Genomic DNA, 15,744 nt, shown 5'->3' with positions numbered 1-15,744 from the left:
CACAAACCTGACACTATGACCCTCAGCAACGACGACGCCAACCTGATACCGCTGAATGATCCTGATAAACTAGTTATCGCCTTTCGCATTCAGCCCATTGCCGGTACGGAAGAATTACCCCCCCAGCCCCGTCAGCAGCCGAGTCCGTGGTCTTTACAACTCGATAAACTCGACCCCACCCGGCCCTATCTAGTCACCGCTATTGCCGCTGCCAACGTTAGCCGTTACCCCAGCCTGCAAACACCCCTGGACCAGCTTGAAAACAGCCTTCAGCGGTTGCAACAGCGTAAACTGCCCATGAGCGTTCCGCAAGTTACCGCCTTTGTCGAGAGGATAACCAAGGGCATCATGGCCGGTGCAGACCACCAACCCGATCTGATTCCAATTGGCCTTACGCCCGACCAGGTAGCCGGTACGCGTCTGTCAGTGAGTGCTACCGCCGTCAGTATGGTGCTAACCCCTCAGCAGTCACATTATCTGAGGGAATCCCTTAAGCCGCAGCTGGACAGCCAGTCTTTAGTCGAACTGACTAGCCTGACGGGAAAACGCTACAGTATCGCTGATCTGAAAAACCAGATCGAAGCCAAACTGCCAGTGCAGTCAGGTATGGTTAACCCCGCTGATGCAACGCAGATTCAGCACCTTCTGGATGGCCGTAAGACAGACGTGCTCACGATGAATGACAGTACGACGGGTAAACTTTACGTCACTAGTGTGCCGGGTAAAGGGCCAAACATTCAGCAACTCGACGTTCATATCAAACTTGATTTAAAAGACAGTTACCTGGGTCACACCTTTACCCCGACTGATAAGGAATACCTTCAACGGTACGGTAATATGGGTCGTCTGGTTGAACTGAAGGATAAATTCAGCAATGAACTATTCAGAGCCTACATCGGCGTCGACAAAGACACGAAAACGCTGCGGATACTGAGGGCCGATAAATTTCGGGTACCCAACGCTATCAAGGGTGTAACGCTCAACGAGTTTCAGAAGCAGCGGCTTATCGAAGGAAAGGTGCTGCGACTCGACAACATGACTGGGGCCGATAACCAGCCGTTTTCAGCCTACGTCCGTATCCATGCCGGACTGGGTTCGCTAAGTTTTGCCCGCTTCGACCCCGCTTCGAGCAGGAAACAGACCCAGTCTGCATCCGCTCCAAGCACCGCTAGCCCCAAACAGACACCAAAAGCATCTGCTACCAAACAAACCGGTAACGATGCAAAAGCCGAGAAACCTGTGCGGGCTTCCAACGCTACTAAAACAAAGCCAGGCCAAAAAGGGCCGCGCCATCATTCCTGATGCCGGATACACCTACCGTCTGTAGTTGTTGACACTGTTTTCAGTCTATTTCATAAGCCATGACTAACAACACCCCTCAGCAAAACCGGGATCTCATCACCCGTTACAAAACCGACATCAGTTTGGTTGCGTATCTGGATAGTGTCGGTTTCACCGCCGACAAGGCGCATTACAGCCGTAAGTGGCCAGTAATGAAAGACGATGTAACGGGCCGTAAACTGATTGTCGGACGCAATCAGGCTACCAGCGAATACTTTTATTACAATCCCAATGACTCCAACGACCGTGGTTCAATTATCGAACTGTTAGCGGAGCGACTCAACCTGGACCTACGTCAAAAAAGCGACTGGGACACACTTCATCAGGAGGGTTCCCGCCTGACCGGTAATGTGTACCTGTCTAATCATGACCATGTATTACCTCAGCCTATTCGCTCCCATACCCGTGAAAGCGCCATTGGAACATACTTTAAACTCGATGAACTCAAGAACACGCAGTTTCTTGAGCATGACCGGCGGTTAAGTCCCGAAACGATTATGGCTCCGGAGTTCGAGCGGAAAATCTTCAACAAATCATTTATCGACAAAACGCTGGATATAGCCGGTAAGAATACCACCTTTCCCATTGAAAATCGGGAAGGTATCATCGGTGTAATCAACCGAAACCCGACCTGGAACCAGATTCAGGGTAGCAAGGATGATGGAGTATGGTTGTCGAATATATTGCCTAATCAGCCTGTCCGTGAATTACTTGTTACGGAGGCACCCATAGACGCACTTTCCTTTCACGAGCTGAATAAACCCGCCGTGCCGGGCGAACGCCTGTATGTATCCACGGCCGGAAACGTCACAAGCAGCCAACCAACCACTATTCAGTACCTGATCGATCAGACTAAACCACAGTTGCTGCTGCTGGGCATGGATAACGATCTTCCCGGTATTCGGTACAACATCAACCTGATGGGTAAGCTGCATATGCCCGGTCAACCCGATACAGGTATTGACGTTCACGTCAACAACAGCCAGCATACGAACCGGGTAATAATCGGGATTGACCACCAGAAGGCAATAGGGCAGGGGGGCGGTACCTCAATCGAGAGCATCGTTCAGCGTATCGGGGAGGTCATGAACCGGGGGTTTCCTTCCGAAGCTCCCAAAGCCGGAATCAATATCATTAGCCAGCGCTCAAATTATACAACCGTCGAGGTCGCTTTCCCCAATATCCGTCCTTTACTGATCCGGGCCGAGAATCTTACGGCCGAACTTCGGCAGACGGGTGATAAAATACAGGTTCGTCGAGCCATCGAAAATGATTTCAACGAAGATCTGCAACTCAAGTCGGTCAAGCAGCAGCTACACCAGCAAACCGACGTGAAACTGAATAGTGAGCAGCTGAAGAATCTGATTAGTTCAGGCCGCACAGCCATCGTCCTGCATAATCAGTACAACGCCGGGAAAGTTATCATCGATCATAGTAAAGCCGGCCCATCCCTTCAGTTTGTCGAACGGCAGAAAGAACTGAACCTACCCGTCACCTTTAACGGCTACACGTTGACGGCAGCCGACCGCCAGCAACTGCGCTCGACGGGTTTGCTCGATCACCGCATCGAGATAATCCACCCCCTTTCCAATCAGCCCATGCGGGGTTTTCTGGGTGTAGATGCCGAGTTGAATCAACTGACGTTTCTGCCGGCCGAACGACTCAAAACCCGTAACCTCTACAACGTCAAACTCGATGAGCAGCAAACGCGCGATGTCCTGCAGGGAAAAACCATCGATGTAACCAAGCTAAAAGATGGTGAGACGTCGGAGTTCCGGGTTCGTATCGATCTGATTCGCGGCGAAATTGGTGTAGTACCCATTAGGCCCCCGTTGCAATCCGCGCAGTCAGTTACTGAACAGACAAACGTCAGTCAGCCACGCAAAATCAGCAGACAGGAGAAATCAATACAGGCCCAAAACAGTAGCCAGCCGAATGCGGAAAAGACTGATAAGCTAACTAATAAATCCACTGCTGTCAGTGAGCAGTCAACCAAAACCACACCACCCAAAGCGTCCCCCCGTAAACTGAATACATAATACCCGTAGAGGAACCCAATACATCCAAACCAAATGAATAGATCTCCCAAACGACACACATCATCACCTACTGGTGCGCCGAATTCCGAAGCAGTTGATCTTAGCAGTGTGCAGTCTGCCCTTGTCGGAAAACTAATGAACCTTGAAACCCAGAACCAACTTTCCCGGTCAGACAGGATTTTGCTCCAGTTCGCCGTTAAAAATATGTTTGACGACCTGAAGTCCGAAAAAACCTATGAACATCAATTGATCCCCTTAATCGGACACTACAGCAAAGGATAGTAAAAAAATACAGACCATAAGCAGATCGTATAGCCTGGTCGTGGCGGGTCAAGCCCCGCCACGACCAGGCTATATCGGGGTCCGCTCCGCTGCCGTCCTGACGGACTGCCCTGCCGGGCACCCTGCCTATCCCGTTCGCTATGTACCCTACCCCACGCTTGCATTAAACCCGGCCTACGCCGGGTTTTCACTTTTCAAGGAGGACAAAAGGGAAAAGGGGGTAGCAACCAGTCAGGTATAGGTGATCAACAGCAGCGGGCTTTTCGTAACTTATGGTATGAAAAAACTGTATCGCATCGACCCCTACACCGAGACGGTAGCCTGTGTGGCCACTACTGATTCGCTGGCTGATCTGACGCGACAACTAGCGTGCCGGCATATACAAATGGTCGCACTAACTGGAACCAGCGATGTACTGATACTGGATGCAGATGCGCTGAGCCAACCGCCGTATCCCCCAGCCTGGCAACGTTGTAACTACGACCAGCATTACTACGGAATCGCCCTGTGGGTGCATATGACCCCGGAGGGTAAACTTACTAAGCCCCGAACCCGCTTAACATCCGTTCGCCGTCTGCTTCAATTTGTGGGCTTCATTCAGCCCCAACAGCAGATAGACTACCTTCCGTTGGATGAAATTGGCGATCGGGATGAGCCGGCCTGAAACCGCTCGAACTAGCCTGACAGTACTTAATCTGTTCAACCAATCAGAAAGTTGCTTTGTGCACTGGCTTATACCGCTCATACGCCCAGCAGTAGCTGTTTTTAGGGCGTTAAATAATATATTTTTAATATTTTTAATCTAAATAATCAATTAAATTCGCATACTTGCCGATGGCCGGTAACGGCAGCATGTGCTGTCTTTTTAATGACTTACAACCAGCAAGTACCTGTATGGAAGAATCACAATTCGATTATGATGGTGTCAATGAGTCCACAGCATTGACAACGGGTAGCCTGGTCAGTTTGATTGAGCCGCTAGCTGGTAATGCGGCCGGTAGCCGGGGGGTTGTCTACCACTACGAAGTGGATAACGGTATTAGCTACGTAAGCGTCCTGCTGGCAAACGGCCACGACATCGGCGCTTTTGCGCCGGGCGAAGCTGAAACTTCCCTGAGTTGTACCGGTATCCGACCACTCGACTACGTATACGTTAGCCCTGCTCAGTTGCAGCAGGACTACGCAGCTGGCGTATTTGCACCCTATTTTGAGGAATAACGGCTATGAACCAGCTACTCCGTGAATTTTCCGCTCTTCCCCTATGGGCGCAACTGATGCTTATCAGCGTGGTGCTTGTGGTGGGCCACTTCTGGCTTAGTATGCTGGGAAAGGGATTGTGGCAGCGAGTATTAGCCACCGATAACCGTACCTGGACGGTGTTGCGCTTTGCAGCCTTCGCCGGCCTGATCGCTTATGCATCGGTCAGCTTCTGTCTGGGCCACGACGAGCAGGGACAGGCCCTACAGTGGAGCGTATATGCCCGTGGGGCCTTTGTCGTCGAGGTACTGTACCTGACTCCCCTGCTACTGCGCGTCTTTCAAAAATAATGCTCTATGAACCTGTTGATCGTTGAATCTCCTAACAAATGCGCGAAAATACAGTCAATCCTTGACAGCGCATACGGGAGCGGTAACTGGATAGTGGCCGCGTCAGTCGGCCACATCCGGGATCTGCCCAAAAACCAGCTCGGTGTGGACCGGGCCGACAACTACAAACGTACCTACGTTATCAGCGACGATAAACAATCGGTTGTCAGTAAACTTCGTGCGCAGGTCGCTAAGACCGTTGCCGATCGGGTCTATATGGCTACTGACCCTGACCGTGAAGGGGAGGCTATTGCCTGGCATCTGGCAATAGCCCTTAAACTCGATCCCCGAACGGCTCGTCGTGTTACATTTAACGAGATTACGGCCAAAGCCGTCACCGAAGCCATCAGTAGTTACCGGACAATCGACACCCGGCTGACTGCCGCGCAGGAAACGCGCCGGGTTATCGACAGGCTGGTTGGTTACGAAGTGTCCGATCTGATGAGCCGTAAACTCGGAGATCGGTTATCGGCAGGGCGGGTGCAGTCGGTCGCCCTGCGGCTGTGCGTCGAACGTGAGCGGCAAATCGAAGGCTTCGCTGATCAGTTTACCTTTAAACTGAAAGCGGATTTTCTAACCCCTCGAAAGGAATTGCTCGTGGCTCAGTATCACCAGGCGATGAGCAACCAGAACCAGGTAACGGCTTATATGCAAACTGTACCCGGCAAGCAGTTCCGGGTGACTGACGTAAGTCAGAAACCTGTCAGCCGTTCCCCCCAACCGGCCTTTACGACTTCCACGCTTCAGCAAGAGGCTATTCGCAAACTGAGCCGGGGCAACCAGCGGTGGTCGGCAAAGCAGGTGATGGATGTCGCCCAGAAGCTATTTGAGCAGGGGGCCATCACCTACATGCGTACCGACTCGCCAAATCTGAGCGCAGAAGCCGTGGAGTCAATCCGCCAACTGGTCAGTAGTCGCTACGGAGCTGACTACTTTCAGGCTAATACATACAAAGCCAAAGAAGCCGCTCAGGAAGCGCACGAGGCCATCCGCCCGACTCACTTCGAGCAGCCCACCGCCGGGGAAACTGATGAGCAGCAACAGTTGTACGCAAGCATCTACAGCCGGGCTGTAGCGTCCCAGATGAAGCCCGCCCTATACCAGCAAACGATTATCTCCATTGGCTCTCAGCAGCCAGGCGATACATACACGGCCAAAGCATCGGTGTTGGTTTTCGAAGGTTATCGCAAGGTTTATCAGGAAGAATCGGACGAGGAGGGCCAGGAAGAAAACACGCCCATCAAAGCCATCACTTCCGGAGAGGTGCTTTCTCTACAACAACTCGTCGCCCGCCAAACGTACGCTCAGCCACCCAAACGCTTTGATGAAGCATCACTGGTGGCTGAACTTGAAAAAAGGGGTATCGGGCGGCCATCAACCTATGCCAGTATCCTGAGTAAGATTGTTAGTCAGCATTACGTTGATTCAACCACCGTTGCCGCCCGTAAACTGACTGCGCAGCTACTTACCTACCAGCACGGGCAGATCCGTTTCTCGACCGAACAGCAGTCGATCGGGGGCGACAAGAATAGATTACAGCCCAGCCCGACGGGACGACAGATCACCGAATTTCTGGAGGTGAACTTTACCCGAATGGTCGACTTCCAGTTTACAGCCCTGATGGAACAGACCCTGGATGATATCGTCGTCGGGAAAGGTAGTTACCTTAGTACAGTCGGCAGTTTCGATGCTCAGCATCAGCACCAGCTCCAGACAGCCGAACAACGAACGGCCGATAAACCCAGAGCGAACCGGCAACGACTGATCGGTGATCATGAGGGGAGCCCGTTAAAAGTCGGGTTGGGAAAAAATGGCGTTTACGTACTATGGAATGATGCCTTCTACAGCGTCGAGGGACAGACAGACCCCGCTACCGTTACAATGCCGATGGCTATTGCCGCTATACAGGCGAAAGCCGAACGTCAGCAGCAGCAGGCCAGAGATACACTCCGGGTTATCCAGGGAAACAGAATTACCTATACTATTCGTAAAGGACAGTACGGTATATACCTCACGGATGGTAGTGTGAACGTAACCCTGAAGGAAATTAAAACCGACGAGCAGATGGCAGCCCTGACCGCTACCAACTGTAAACAGATCATCGACGACTACAAAGCCAGTAAGTCAAGTGCGGGAAGCCAGGGGAGGGTAACCAAGAAATCACCGGCCAGAAGCAGCAAAACAAAAAGGTAGCCGGGTAGTCAACAGCAGGTGAATCGGCTAAAAAGAATTATATGATAATTAGATTGCTAATTTGAAGTATCAATTAAAGGGTTTTTCTTTAAGCTGACAATTGAATCACCGTTCACAACAATCGTCAGTATGCAGTCCCTGGTACCGGGTCTGTTCAGTAACCCCGATTAAACTTATGCAGCAGCAGACTGGCTAGAGACCTGGAAGAGTTGTTTTGGCATCAAACCACGCGCAATCGAAAAGTAGGTTTAAGCAAGAGGCCGGGAATACCCAGGCCTCTTCTTTGTTTACTCCATATATTCGTAATTGTTAATTAATTTACAATTACGAATATATTTGATTGCATTCATACTTGATAATCAATCATAGTCAAGCATTATATCAACAGTATGAATGGACTGTCAAGCCCGGTGAATGTGACCTCAGACTGGAAAAGCATATGCTTTTCGGTCTACACTGAAAAGCTTGGAGATTTGTTGCCTAAAGGTTATATCGTAAAAGCGACCGACCGTCAGAAGCTGATCGTCGCCGAACAGTCTGACCCAGCCGGTGAACCCGTCAGGAACGTCGTCGCCAACCAGTCAAGCGGCTATTCGCTGGTTCCTCATTCGCTTATTCGTGAAGCCGTCGACAGATGCTTAACCAGCTACCAGCTGAACGTGCTCTCAACCGGTAATTATGAATATAATCCAAGTTGCACGATATAAAGGTCTTGCCAGCCAGTGAGGTAGCTTTGGAGTATCTCACGCTCTAAACTACCCCCACCTATGGCTGACAAGACCATTGCAATCTACTGCTTCTTCGATGACTTCTTTAAAGCCATGGCGCGCCAAACCGATGTTCATTGCAAAGTCAACGACGCCCAAATCGCTACCACTGCCCTAATGGCCGCCCTCAAGTTCTACGGTAATCATGCCTCTGCCTGCGACTATATGCACCAACACCATCAGATGGCCTGCATTGACAAGTCTACCTTTAACCGGCGACTGCACCGGCTAGAATCAGCCTTGCTAACCATCTTCCGGGCCCTAGGCCTGAGTCTGAAAGAACTAAACACCTCTGCCCGCTATGTCATCGAACGCTCCGGCGTCCCGGTCCTTCCCGGTAGCCGTTTGCCGGAACTGCCGCATACCCGTTTGTAAGTTGTTGACCCATAAGGCGTATCGAGGTTATAATGAAGCCAAGAAGGAGTATTTTTATGGCTTCAAGATTCAGCTGTTGATCACCGCCGACGGCCTGCCGGTGGATTACTATGTGACGGCTGGCAGTTTTCATGACGCGACTGCTTTGCAGGCGATGCACCTGGACTTACCCGCTGGTAGTATCGTTTACGGCGACAGTGGCTACACCGACTATGAACAGGAAGACCTGTATGCGGAGTGCGAACAGATCACGCTGTCAGTACATCGACGCAAAAACAGCCGACGTAAAGATGAGACCTGGGAGCGGTACCTCAAGAAACGCACCCGTAAACCCATTGAAACGGTGATCTCGGCCATTGAGAGCCGTTTTCCCCGCAAGATTCATGCGGTGACAGCGCAAGGCTTTCTGCTGAAGGTATTCTTATTCATTTTGGCTGACGCCGTAAACAAATGTCTAGCCTAACTCTATCTCGCAACTTAGATTATGAATATAGTATTCAGGTGGTGCTGCCCGATCAACTGTTGGTGGCCGGGGAGCGTATTAACCGTTGTATCATGTTTAAAAACTCCTACAACGGAAAAACCAAGTTTTCCGTACAAGGTACAGCGGCCCGAAAAAAAACCTCGACCTCGGTTCTGGTCAGCTTCTGGCGACCGATCTGTACTAACGGATTGTTTGGCTAGGCTGACCAGTTCATGAGTATGGACGAATACCTTGACTGGCTGAGTCGGGGGGAGCGGCAGCGTGAACAAACCAAAACGTCGTTCATCCAACAGGAAATGACGCTGGAAGAGCAGCAGGTAGTAGCCAGCATTTTTTCTCATCGTGACATCGATCTCCAGCAACTGAAATAATATATGATGCAGGTTATCCAACAGGTCGTGAACTACACCTTAAATCTGTCCGTAGACGTCTTTAACGAAATGGGAGCAACGGGCGTCGACGATCTGATCGAGCAGGCAATTCAACGAATGCAACAGGAACAGCGAATGCTGGCCAGCCAGCCCACAGCCTGGTTAGGTTACAACGCATTCAACTACGCGCTGACCCGTAGTAAGTCGTCGCTCTCGATCTCGGAACGTTACCAGCTTGATGAAACCATGTTTCACCAGTTTGCCGCCCTGGCTTATCAATAGTACCCTGAGGTGAGGGCATCGGGTACCCTCACCCCAGCAAACAACCCGGCTTTACTTTTGCATATGACGTTTACGTGTGCTCAGTTTAATCAGTTTCCTGATCGATACAACGCTGGCAGTCACTGATCAGCTGCCACTAATACGAGATCCAGGTTGTTAGCGCAAAACTATTGGTTAATATAAATTGTCAATCAAATATTGACAATTTATATTAACCAATAGTTTTGCGCTAACTCCATTTCAGTACGTATGCGCTAACTATGACATTTTTGACCGAAGGTGCTTTCTCTGATACGCCAACTGTTCGCACTATCGAACTCGTTCGGGGCCAAATCGTTCCAGTGCCGTCCATAACACGGCTGGAGGCATATGGTAATTACACCTGGATCTACCAACTGGACAAACCACCCTTTTTGTCCAGTAAAACGCTAAAACATTACGAGCAACTGCTCAACGAGTTCGTACGCGTCCACAAAGCACATCTACTCAATCCGAACTATATCCAGATCCTGGATTGCCACCTGGATAACTCGGTACAAAAAGGGTCTAGGGTAGCCATGACAACGGGTGAGTTTATTCCCTGGTCACGCAAACGACTCTACAAGCACCGGCGCGCTAATTTCGCCAAGTCAATATAAATCGGCAGTAAACCACCTCAAACGCATATGAATATTCCTGTTCCCATTACTAACAGCAAGCTGGTCAGTAACCAGATTGAAGCCGGTGTATATCCGGCCGTTTTGTTCCGGATCATTCAACTGGGTACCCATATGGAATCCTATTGCGGGCAAACACCCAAACCGGTGCGTAAGCTGCTCTTGTCGTTTGTTGTCCCTGGTCTGAATCGACAGGTTCGCAATGAATTCGTCCCCTTTACAGTACATACCGAATTTACAGAGTCGCTCAATCAGAACGCCAATCTGCGTAAGGCTGTGAGCAAACTTGTTGGCCGGGATATGTTTCTGGAAGACGGGGAACGATCGACCCCTGACAAGCCAGTTTATTACGATCTCGTTGATCTGCTGGGAATGGCAGGCCTGTTGACGCTCAAAAGCCGGGACACCGGGGCAGGGCGGTATGTGACAGATATTGATGGGTACGCGCCATTGGCGGAGGATGACATGATGCCTGACAATCCCTATGAGCTAACCTTTTTCAGCATCAATAACTTCGACCCTACCCAGTACCTGATCATGTCCGACCGCATACAGGCTAAGATACGCGCATCAGCGGAGTGGAAAATGAACCAGGATACCTGGGTGCCGGCTGTTGAGAAAGCACAACAGGAGTGGACTGCAGAGGAGCAATACGGTGATGAGTTGCCCTGAGGACAAAAAAAGCAGGATGCTACCTACCGGCATACCTGCTTTTAAGCAATCTCAACACTAAATAATAAAAGCCTAATTCCATCCGATAGATGGGAGTAAATTCAATTAACAACGATTTGAATGCCATATATAGTATATGGCATTCAAATTTGTAACGCAAAGTGGCCCGGCCGGGCCAGATCGACTGGAAAGGGGAAGAAGGGGGGGGGGAGTTGGTGTCGAAACCTTGCGAAAATAGCCTGAAAAATCGATATTTATGTAGTCAAGTAGCTTTAAATCAATCTAGTAATTATGAGTGTATTTCAGTTCAAAGCCGCCTGTACAATTATTCTTGCCGCAATGGGCGTAATGTTGCCGCCGTTATACTTCTGGGGTCGGGGCCGGTTCTGGATTGGGGTAATAACATTGATCGTGATGGTCGTCTTTAAGGGGTGGGGTATCCTCTTTACGATGGGTATGGTCGTTATTGCTGGTTTACTACAACTGCTGACAGATTATCGGTTCCGGCATATTCACGAGGAAAATGCCGAGGTTGACCTGGGCTATAGGATCGCATCGAAGGTGCTGGGCTGGCTTGGTTTTAAACGCCCCCAGACTCGGTTCTAGATACAATCGGTTTAATTTATCGCCAGTTTACAGTTACGGTTTTTTTGCCCTGTGGCCCTGAAAACCCATCGATATTGGTCTTTTTAGGGCTTTTTTAGCAACTTTAAGCCAAGCAAAACACCGTCGATGAAAGAAAAACCATTTTTCTTAAGACAAATATTCTGGAGCGATAAGTATGATGCACTAGACGTCGATACCGACGGCGATTACATGATCGCCCGCGTTTTCGATGCGGGTACTTACGCCGATATGCAAAAGGCTATTGCTTACTACGGAATGCCCCGCGTGAAAGCGGCACTGCTACAGGCGGCTGATCTGCAACAGTCGACTGTAGCCCTGGTCTCACTCTGGCTCAACTGCCAGCCCGAGCAATTTTATTGTACAAAGCGTCGAAAGGGAAGTTCCATACCCCACCGTTCGTTTTGATTCGTGGCCAATCGGTACATAGATTAATTGATATTTTAGATTAGACAGGCATAAGCGCTGGGGCTTTGTCCAACATACATACTTTTTTTGTGGGAAATCGGTGATGTTTTCCCGTTTTTTTTGCCAAATTTGATCTGAATTGTATATTAAAAATTAATAATTTATATTAAATGGGCGGTGCTACACTACCAGACACTTGCTTCGGAATCCTATAGCCTGCTGATTGAGCTGATGGCAAATCCGGTAATGAAGTCAGGGGAATTTACGCTGGCTGGTGGAACAGCCCTTGCTCTTCAGCTGGGACACCGGATGAGCACCGACCTGGATCTTTTCACCAATAACCCCTTCGATCCAATCAAACTTCGCGATGCCCTTAGGCAAACCCTTGGTGACAGGTTGAGCGTTCATGCTATGAATGAAATAGGTTTCCGGGGATTTGTCGACGGGGTGAAAATAGATGTGGTATACTGCTCCCCATATCCTGGACAGGTTTAGAGTTAATCTGAACTGGAAGCCGAAGTCTCCAGAATTGCACCTTCCTTTTTCCCTTCTATTCCGGCCGAGTACCACATGGCCGGGGTTTGATAGTTAAGCGATTGGTGTTTACGATCTCGATTGTAGAACTCGAACCACTCGCTTAACCCCTGATGCAGCTCGCGACCATCTGAATAGGCACGCAAATAAAGATGCTCGTATTTAAGTGTTCGCCAAAACCGTTCAATGAAGATGTTATCCAAAGCACAGCCTTTCGAGTCCATACTTACCTTCACCCCTCTGTCTATCAACGGATTGACAAAGAGATAGCTGGTAAACTGACTCCCCTGATCGGTATTGAAAATCTCCGGCTGCTCCCACTTGGTTAAGGCTTCATCAAGCGCATCGATGCAAAAATCAGCCAGTAGAGTGTTACTTAGCCGCCAGCTCAAGATATAGCGGCTTTACCACCGGGCCGCCGGGCGGTCAATGACCGCACAGAGGTACAAGAACCCACTGGCCATCGGCACATAAGTAATATCGGTTGACTAGACTTTATCAACTCGTTTAATATTAACGCCTTTTAACAGATACGAATAGATCGTATGACCGATCTGCGGCTTCGACAAATTAGGTTTGGGACCAACAGCCTCCAATCCCATCAGCCTGGTCAGTCGACGAACCCGCTTGACATTGACCGGGTTGGCTTCAGTGGCCAACTCCTTTTGTAGTCGGCGAATACCCATTTCAGGCCGGGCAGTAAAGAGTTTATCAATCTGAAGCATGAGGGCCAGATTTTCTGTCGACTCCCCCAACGGCTGGTAGTAGTAACTCGACCGGGCGATACCCAGCAAATCACAATGCTGACTGATGCTCAATTGCTTATAGGCAGGTTCGATCAAGTGCCGTCGATCCGTGCCTAACTCGTCCGTATTTTTTTTTTGAGCCAGTCGTTTTCGATCGCGCGGCGGCCGCTTTCAACTGACCAATCTGTTGAAAGAGAGGGGCTTCGATCTGCTCTCGCTGCTCTGTAGCCAGCCCTGGCTTGACCGCTCCCGACTCGAACAGCGTTGGCATCCCAACGAGTGCCTGACGCTTCCACCGGGACGCCGGAGCGTTCGGTAATCTGTTGAGCATGAATGCCAAACTCGGTGCTGAGTTGGGCCAGCGTCTTGACCCCTTTGAAGGCTTTGAGGACGACTTTGGTTTTGAATTGTGCGTCGTGGACGCGCCGGATTGATTTAGGCATTGTTGGACATTTTGTAGGTCTAAGCTAAAGAATTCAAGCTATCAGACCTGTCCAGTTATTGGGGAGCATTATATCCTATCCAGCGACAAAGGAAAGAATCTGCGCATTGATGCTAGCCTATTCATGTATTAACTCAATACATTCAGCGTATTTTCTAGCCATTTGGTGTGCTACTGGTAACCAAATGCTCATGGCAACGTATCTATAGAGTTACAAAAACATAAATAGACAATGAACAAATTAGTTAGCATTACATTGCTCAGTATTCTTTCAGTCACCAGCATTACCTTAACTCATGCTCAAGAGCATAAAGCCTTTAAAGTAAACCTGTCGTTGGGTTATGCTCAGCCAACAGGCCCCGGTTTGTCAGCGGGCCTATTGATTGGTCTTGAGCCAAAGTATGCGCTCAGTCCACGACTTGATCTGGGCCTACGTTTGGAATCGGCTTTATTGGTACGTGGGGTCACTTGGGATAACAATAGTGGTAACAGTAATACCGCCACAGGCACTGTGTCAAGTATTGGGTCCGCCGTCCTAACAGTCACGTATCTATTTAATCCATTAGGCGAATCCAACACACGTCCCTTTTTAGGGATCGGTGCCGGGTTATTTGCCATGTCTTCGGCTGGTCTAATAGTCATCGATCAGAACCAGACTAAAGCCGAGCTACCTGTCACTAGTTACAATACGCCAGGGGGAATGCTACGTGGCGGAATCAAAGTCGGTCACTTTGTTGCTAGTGTAGAGTACAATGCCATTCCAACCCATGTTTATTCACTAACCAACACGAGCCTTGAATTTACCTCGAAAAGCTCGTACGTCGGCGTTCGTCTTGGCTTTGATATTGGGGGGGGGCGTAAATAGTGTCATTGAATTTATAGTACTCCCCAGATTTGGGAAGTACTATACTCTTCTGTTTCGACACCTCATCGATGGTTCCTTTGCAGTTGTGCTATTCCCTATTTCGTATGCCAGTTGCGGTTAGAGTCTAAGCCGCTTCTTTAAACTCTTTGGGTGTTAAAAACCCCAAGGCCTGATGCGGCCGTTTAGTGTTATAGTCGTCTAGCCATCTATCAACGACCTCGCGCACTTGCGCTAAGTTGGCGAATAAATACGCGTTGAGCACCTCCCGACGGAAACTCCCGCACGGGCGGCCCCGCATTGAACCGCTCAATGTATGCATTCTGGGTAGGCTTGCCTGGCTGAATCCAATACAATTCAACGCCCTGCTGTTCACACCATTCGCTTAGCACTGCACTGATAAATTCTGGCGGCCGCCGCGCGGACCGTTGTCACAGCGTAGTTTGGCCGGTGCCCCATAAACATCTACTAGCCGTTGTAGTAGTCGGATCACCCGTCCAGCCGGTAAAGAGTAGTCGATTTCTACTCCTAGGGCTTGCCGATTGTAATCGTCCAGCACATTTAATGTTCGAAATCGACGTCCGTCTCGCAGCGCGTCGCTCATAAAATCTAACGACCACACCTGATTTGCTGCTGTCGGCACCGTGAGGGGCTGGCGTAGTCGAGCGGGTAGCCGTTTACGACTGCGACGAGGTAAACTTAGTCCCATCTGGCGGTACACGCGCCAAACCCGCTTGTGGTTGAAGGCCTTTCCCAACCGTCGCAAGCGGTGATGAACTTTCCGCGCGGCGGCCGCCAGAAGCCCCAGCCTGGGTGCCGGCGAGTAATGTCTTCAATGGCCTGCTCAACGGGCTGATCAGAGCGTCGTTTGGCTTGATAGTCATAGCTACATCGCGCCAAACCCGATACTCGGCAGGCCCGGCGTTGACTGAACGCTTTGGCGTTGACCATCCATTGGGCTAACTGACGCCGGTCGGCAGGCCTCACCGCTGGTACTGTCGTGAAAAGCAACTTTTGAGATAGGACTTTTTTCATATCTTTGGACTACAAGTAGGACAACTCGGCTTCGGCCACTTGATC

Annotated in this window: 17 protein-coding genes and 3 pseudogenes; 16 read left to right on the top strand and 4 right to left on the bottom strand. The window is 50.0% G+C overall.

All coding sequences use genetic code 11. The features are described 5' to 3' along the window. The first annotated feature begins 15 nt into the window (after positions 1–15). The 15 genes and pseudogenes from CLV58_RS24200 to CLV58_RS28835 all read left to right on the top strand — a co-directional run bounded on the left by CLV58_RS24200 (position 16) and on the right by CLV58_RS28835 (position 12,575). Positions 16–1,302: a DUF3945 domain-containing protein gene (locus CLV58_RS24200; RefSeq protein ID WP_106140416.1), complete on the top strand. Its 1,287-nt coding sequence runs from the start codon at positions 16–18 to the stop codon at positions 1,300–1,302. Positions 1,303–1,361: 59 nt separating this feature from the next. Further along, complete coding sequence (locus tag CLV58_RS24195) at positions 1,362–3,380, top strand: toprim domain-containing protein (RefSeq protein WP_106140415.1); 2,019 nt, start codon at positions 1,362–1,364, stop codon at positions 3,378–3,380. Between the two features lie 559 nt (positions 3,381–3,939). Continuing rightward, positions 3,940–4,326, top strand: coding sequence for a hypothetical protein (locus CLV58_RS24190; RefSeq protein WP_146141527.1), 387 nt, complete (start codon positions 3,940–3,942; stop codon positions 4,324–4,326). A gap of 230 nt (positions 4,327–4,556) precedes the next feature. Then, on the top strand, positions 4,557–4,880 hold the full coding sequence (locus CLV58_RS24185) for a hypothetical protein (protein ID WP_106140413.1): 324 nt from the start codon (positions 4,557–4,559) through the stop codon (positions 4,878–4,880). 5 nt (positions 4,881–4,885) lie between these two features. Continuing rightward, complete coding sequence (locus CLV58_RS24180; protein WP_106140412.1) at positions 4,886–5,209, top strand: hypothetical protein; 324 nt, start codon at positions 4,886–4,888, stop codon at positions 5,207–5,209. 6 nt (positions 5,210–5,215) lie between these two features. Beyond that, on the top strand, positions 5,216–7,441 hold the full coding sequence (gene topA, locus CLV58_RS24175; protein WP_106140411.1) for a type I DNA topoisomerase: 2,226 nt from the start codon (positions 5,216–5,218) through the stop codon (positions 7,439–7,441). A gap of 389 nt (positions 7,442–7,830) precedes the next feature. Beyond that, complete coding sequence (locus CLV58_RS24170) at positions 7,831–8,148, top strand: hypothetical protein (RefSeq protein WP_106140410.1); 318 nt, start codon at positions 7,831–7,833, stop codon at positions 8,146–8,148. A 60-nt stretch (positions 8,149–8,208) separates the two neighbouring features. After that, positions 8,209–9,046: pseudogene (locus CLV58_RS29280) on the top strand (IS982 family transposase). A gap of 239 nt (positions 9,047–9,285) precedes the next feature. Next, entirely contained in the window at positions 9,286–9,438 is a 153-nt protein-coding gene (locus CLV58_RS28515) for a hypothetical protein (RefSeq protein ID WP_170108784.1), read from the top strand. A 3-nt stretch (positions 9,439–9,441) separates the two neighbouring features. Next, positions 9,442–9,720, top strand: coding sequence for a hypothetical protein (locus CLV58_RS24160; RefSeq protein WP_106140409.1), 279 nt, complete (start codon positions 9,442–9,444; stop codon positions 9,718–9,720). Positions 9,721–9,980: 260 nt separating this feature from the next. Beyond that, positions 9,981–10,358, top strand: coding sequence for a LytTR family DNA-binding domain-containing protein (locus CLV58_RS24155; protein ID WP_106140408.1), 378 nt, complete (start codon positions 9,981–9,983; stop codon positions 10,356–10,358). A 27-nt stretch (positions 10,359–10,385) separates the two neighbouring features. Then, the gene (locus CLV58_RS24150; protein ID WP_106140407.1) at positions 10,386–11,048 is read left to right on the top strand and encodes a phage replication initiation protein, NGO0469 family; all 663 of its coding nucleotides are present in this window, start codon (positions 10,386–10,388) and stop codon (positions 11,046–11,048) included. A gap of 291 nt (positions 11,049–11,339) precedes the next feature. After that, positions 11,340–11,654 (top strand): hypothetical protein, encoded by a 315-nt coding sequence (locus CLV58_RS24145; RefSeq protein ID WP_106140406.1) that lies wholly within the window; start codon positions 11,340–11,342, stop codon positions 11,652–11,654. 126 nt (positions 11,655–11,780) lie between these two features. Then, positions 11,781–12,080 carry a DUF6922 domain-containing protein gene (locus CLV58_RS24140; RefSeq protein WP_106140405.1) on the top strand — a complete coding sequence of 100 codons (300 nt, stop codon included), beginning with the start codon at positions 11,781–11,783 and terminating at the stop codon, positions 12,078–12,080. 231 nt (positions 12,081–12,311) lie between these two features. Beyond that, a complete protein-coding gene (locus CLV58_RS28835) occupies positions 12,312–12,575 on the top strand; it encodes a nucleotidyl transferase AbiEii/AbiGii toxin family protein (protein ID WP_106140454.1) in 264 nt (87 codons plus the stop codon). 2 nt (positions 12,576–12,577) lie between these two features. Here the strand turns inward: CLV58_RS28835 and CLV58_RS29275 are convergent. Next, positions 12,578–13,803 (bottom strand): annotated as a pseudogene (locus CLV58_RS29275) (IS3 family transposase). A 231-nt stretch (positions 13,804–14,034) separates the two neighbouring features. Here CLV58_RS29275 and CLV58_RS24115 point away from each other — a divergent pair. After that, positions 14,035–14,667 (top strand): hypothetical protein, encoded by a 633-nt coding sequence (locus tag CLV58_RS24115; protein ID WP_106140401.1) that lies wholly within the window; start codon positions 14,035–14,037, stop codon positions 14,665–14,667. A 124-nt stretch (positions 14,668–14,791) separates the two neighbouring features. Here CLV58_RS24115 and CLV58_RS29270 read toward each other — a convergent pair whose 3' ends face one another. The 3 genes and pseudogenes from CLV58_RS29270 to CLV58_RS29260 all read right to left on the bottom strand — a co-directional run bounded on the left by CLV58_RS29270 (position 14,792) and on the right by CLV58_RS29260 (position 15,373). Then, positions 14,792–14,965 carry an integrase core domain-containing protein gene (locus CLV58_RS29270; protein WP_425443557.1) on the bottom strand — a complete coding sequence of 58 codons (174 nt, stop codon included), beginning with the start codon at positions 14,963–14,965 and terminating at the stop codon, positions 14,792–14,794. A gap of 4 nt (positions 14,966–14,969) precedes the next feature. Beyond that, positions 14,970–15,056 (bottom strand): annotated as a pseudogene (locus CLV58_RS29265) (hypothetical protein); the annotation flags it as partial. After that, the gene (locus CLV58_RS29260) at positions 15,050–15,373 is read right to left on the bottom strand and encodes a DDE-type integrase/transposase/recombinase (protein WP_425443556.1); all 324 of its coding nucleotides are present in this window, start codon (positions 15,371–15,373) and stop codon (positions 15,050–15,052) included. The pseudogene CLV58_RS29265 and the gene CLV58_RS29260, both read right to left, overlap by 7 nt. Positions 15,374–15,744: the final 371 nt, after the last annotated feature.

It is taken from the genome of Spirosoma oryzae, from assembly GCF_003002825.1.
Lineage (GTDB): Bacteria > Bacteroidota > Bacteroidia > Cytophagales > Spirosomataceae > Spirosoma > Spirosoma oryzae.
The sequence above is the reverse complement of the archived record's forward strand: the minus strand, read 5'-3'. Positions and strand labels throughout refer to the sequence as shown.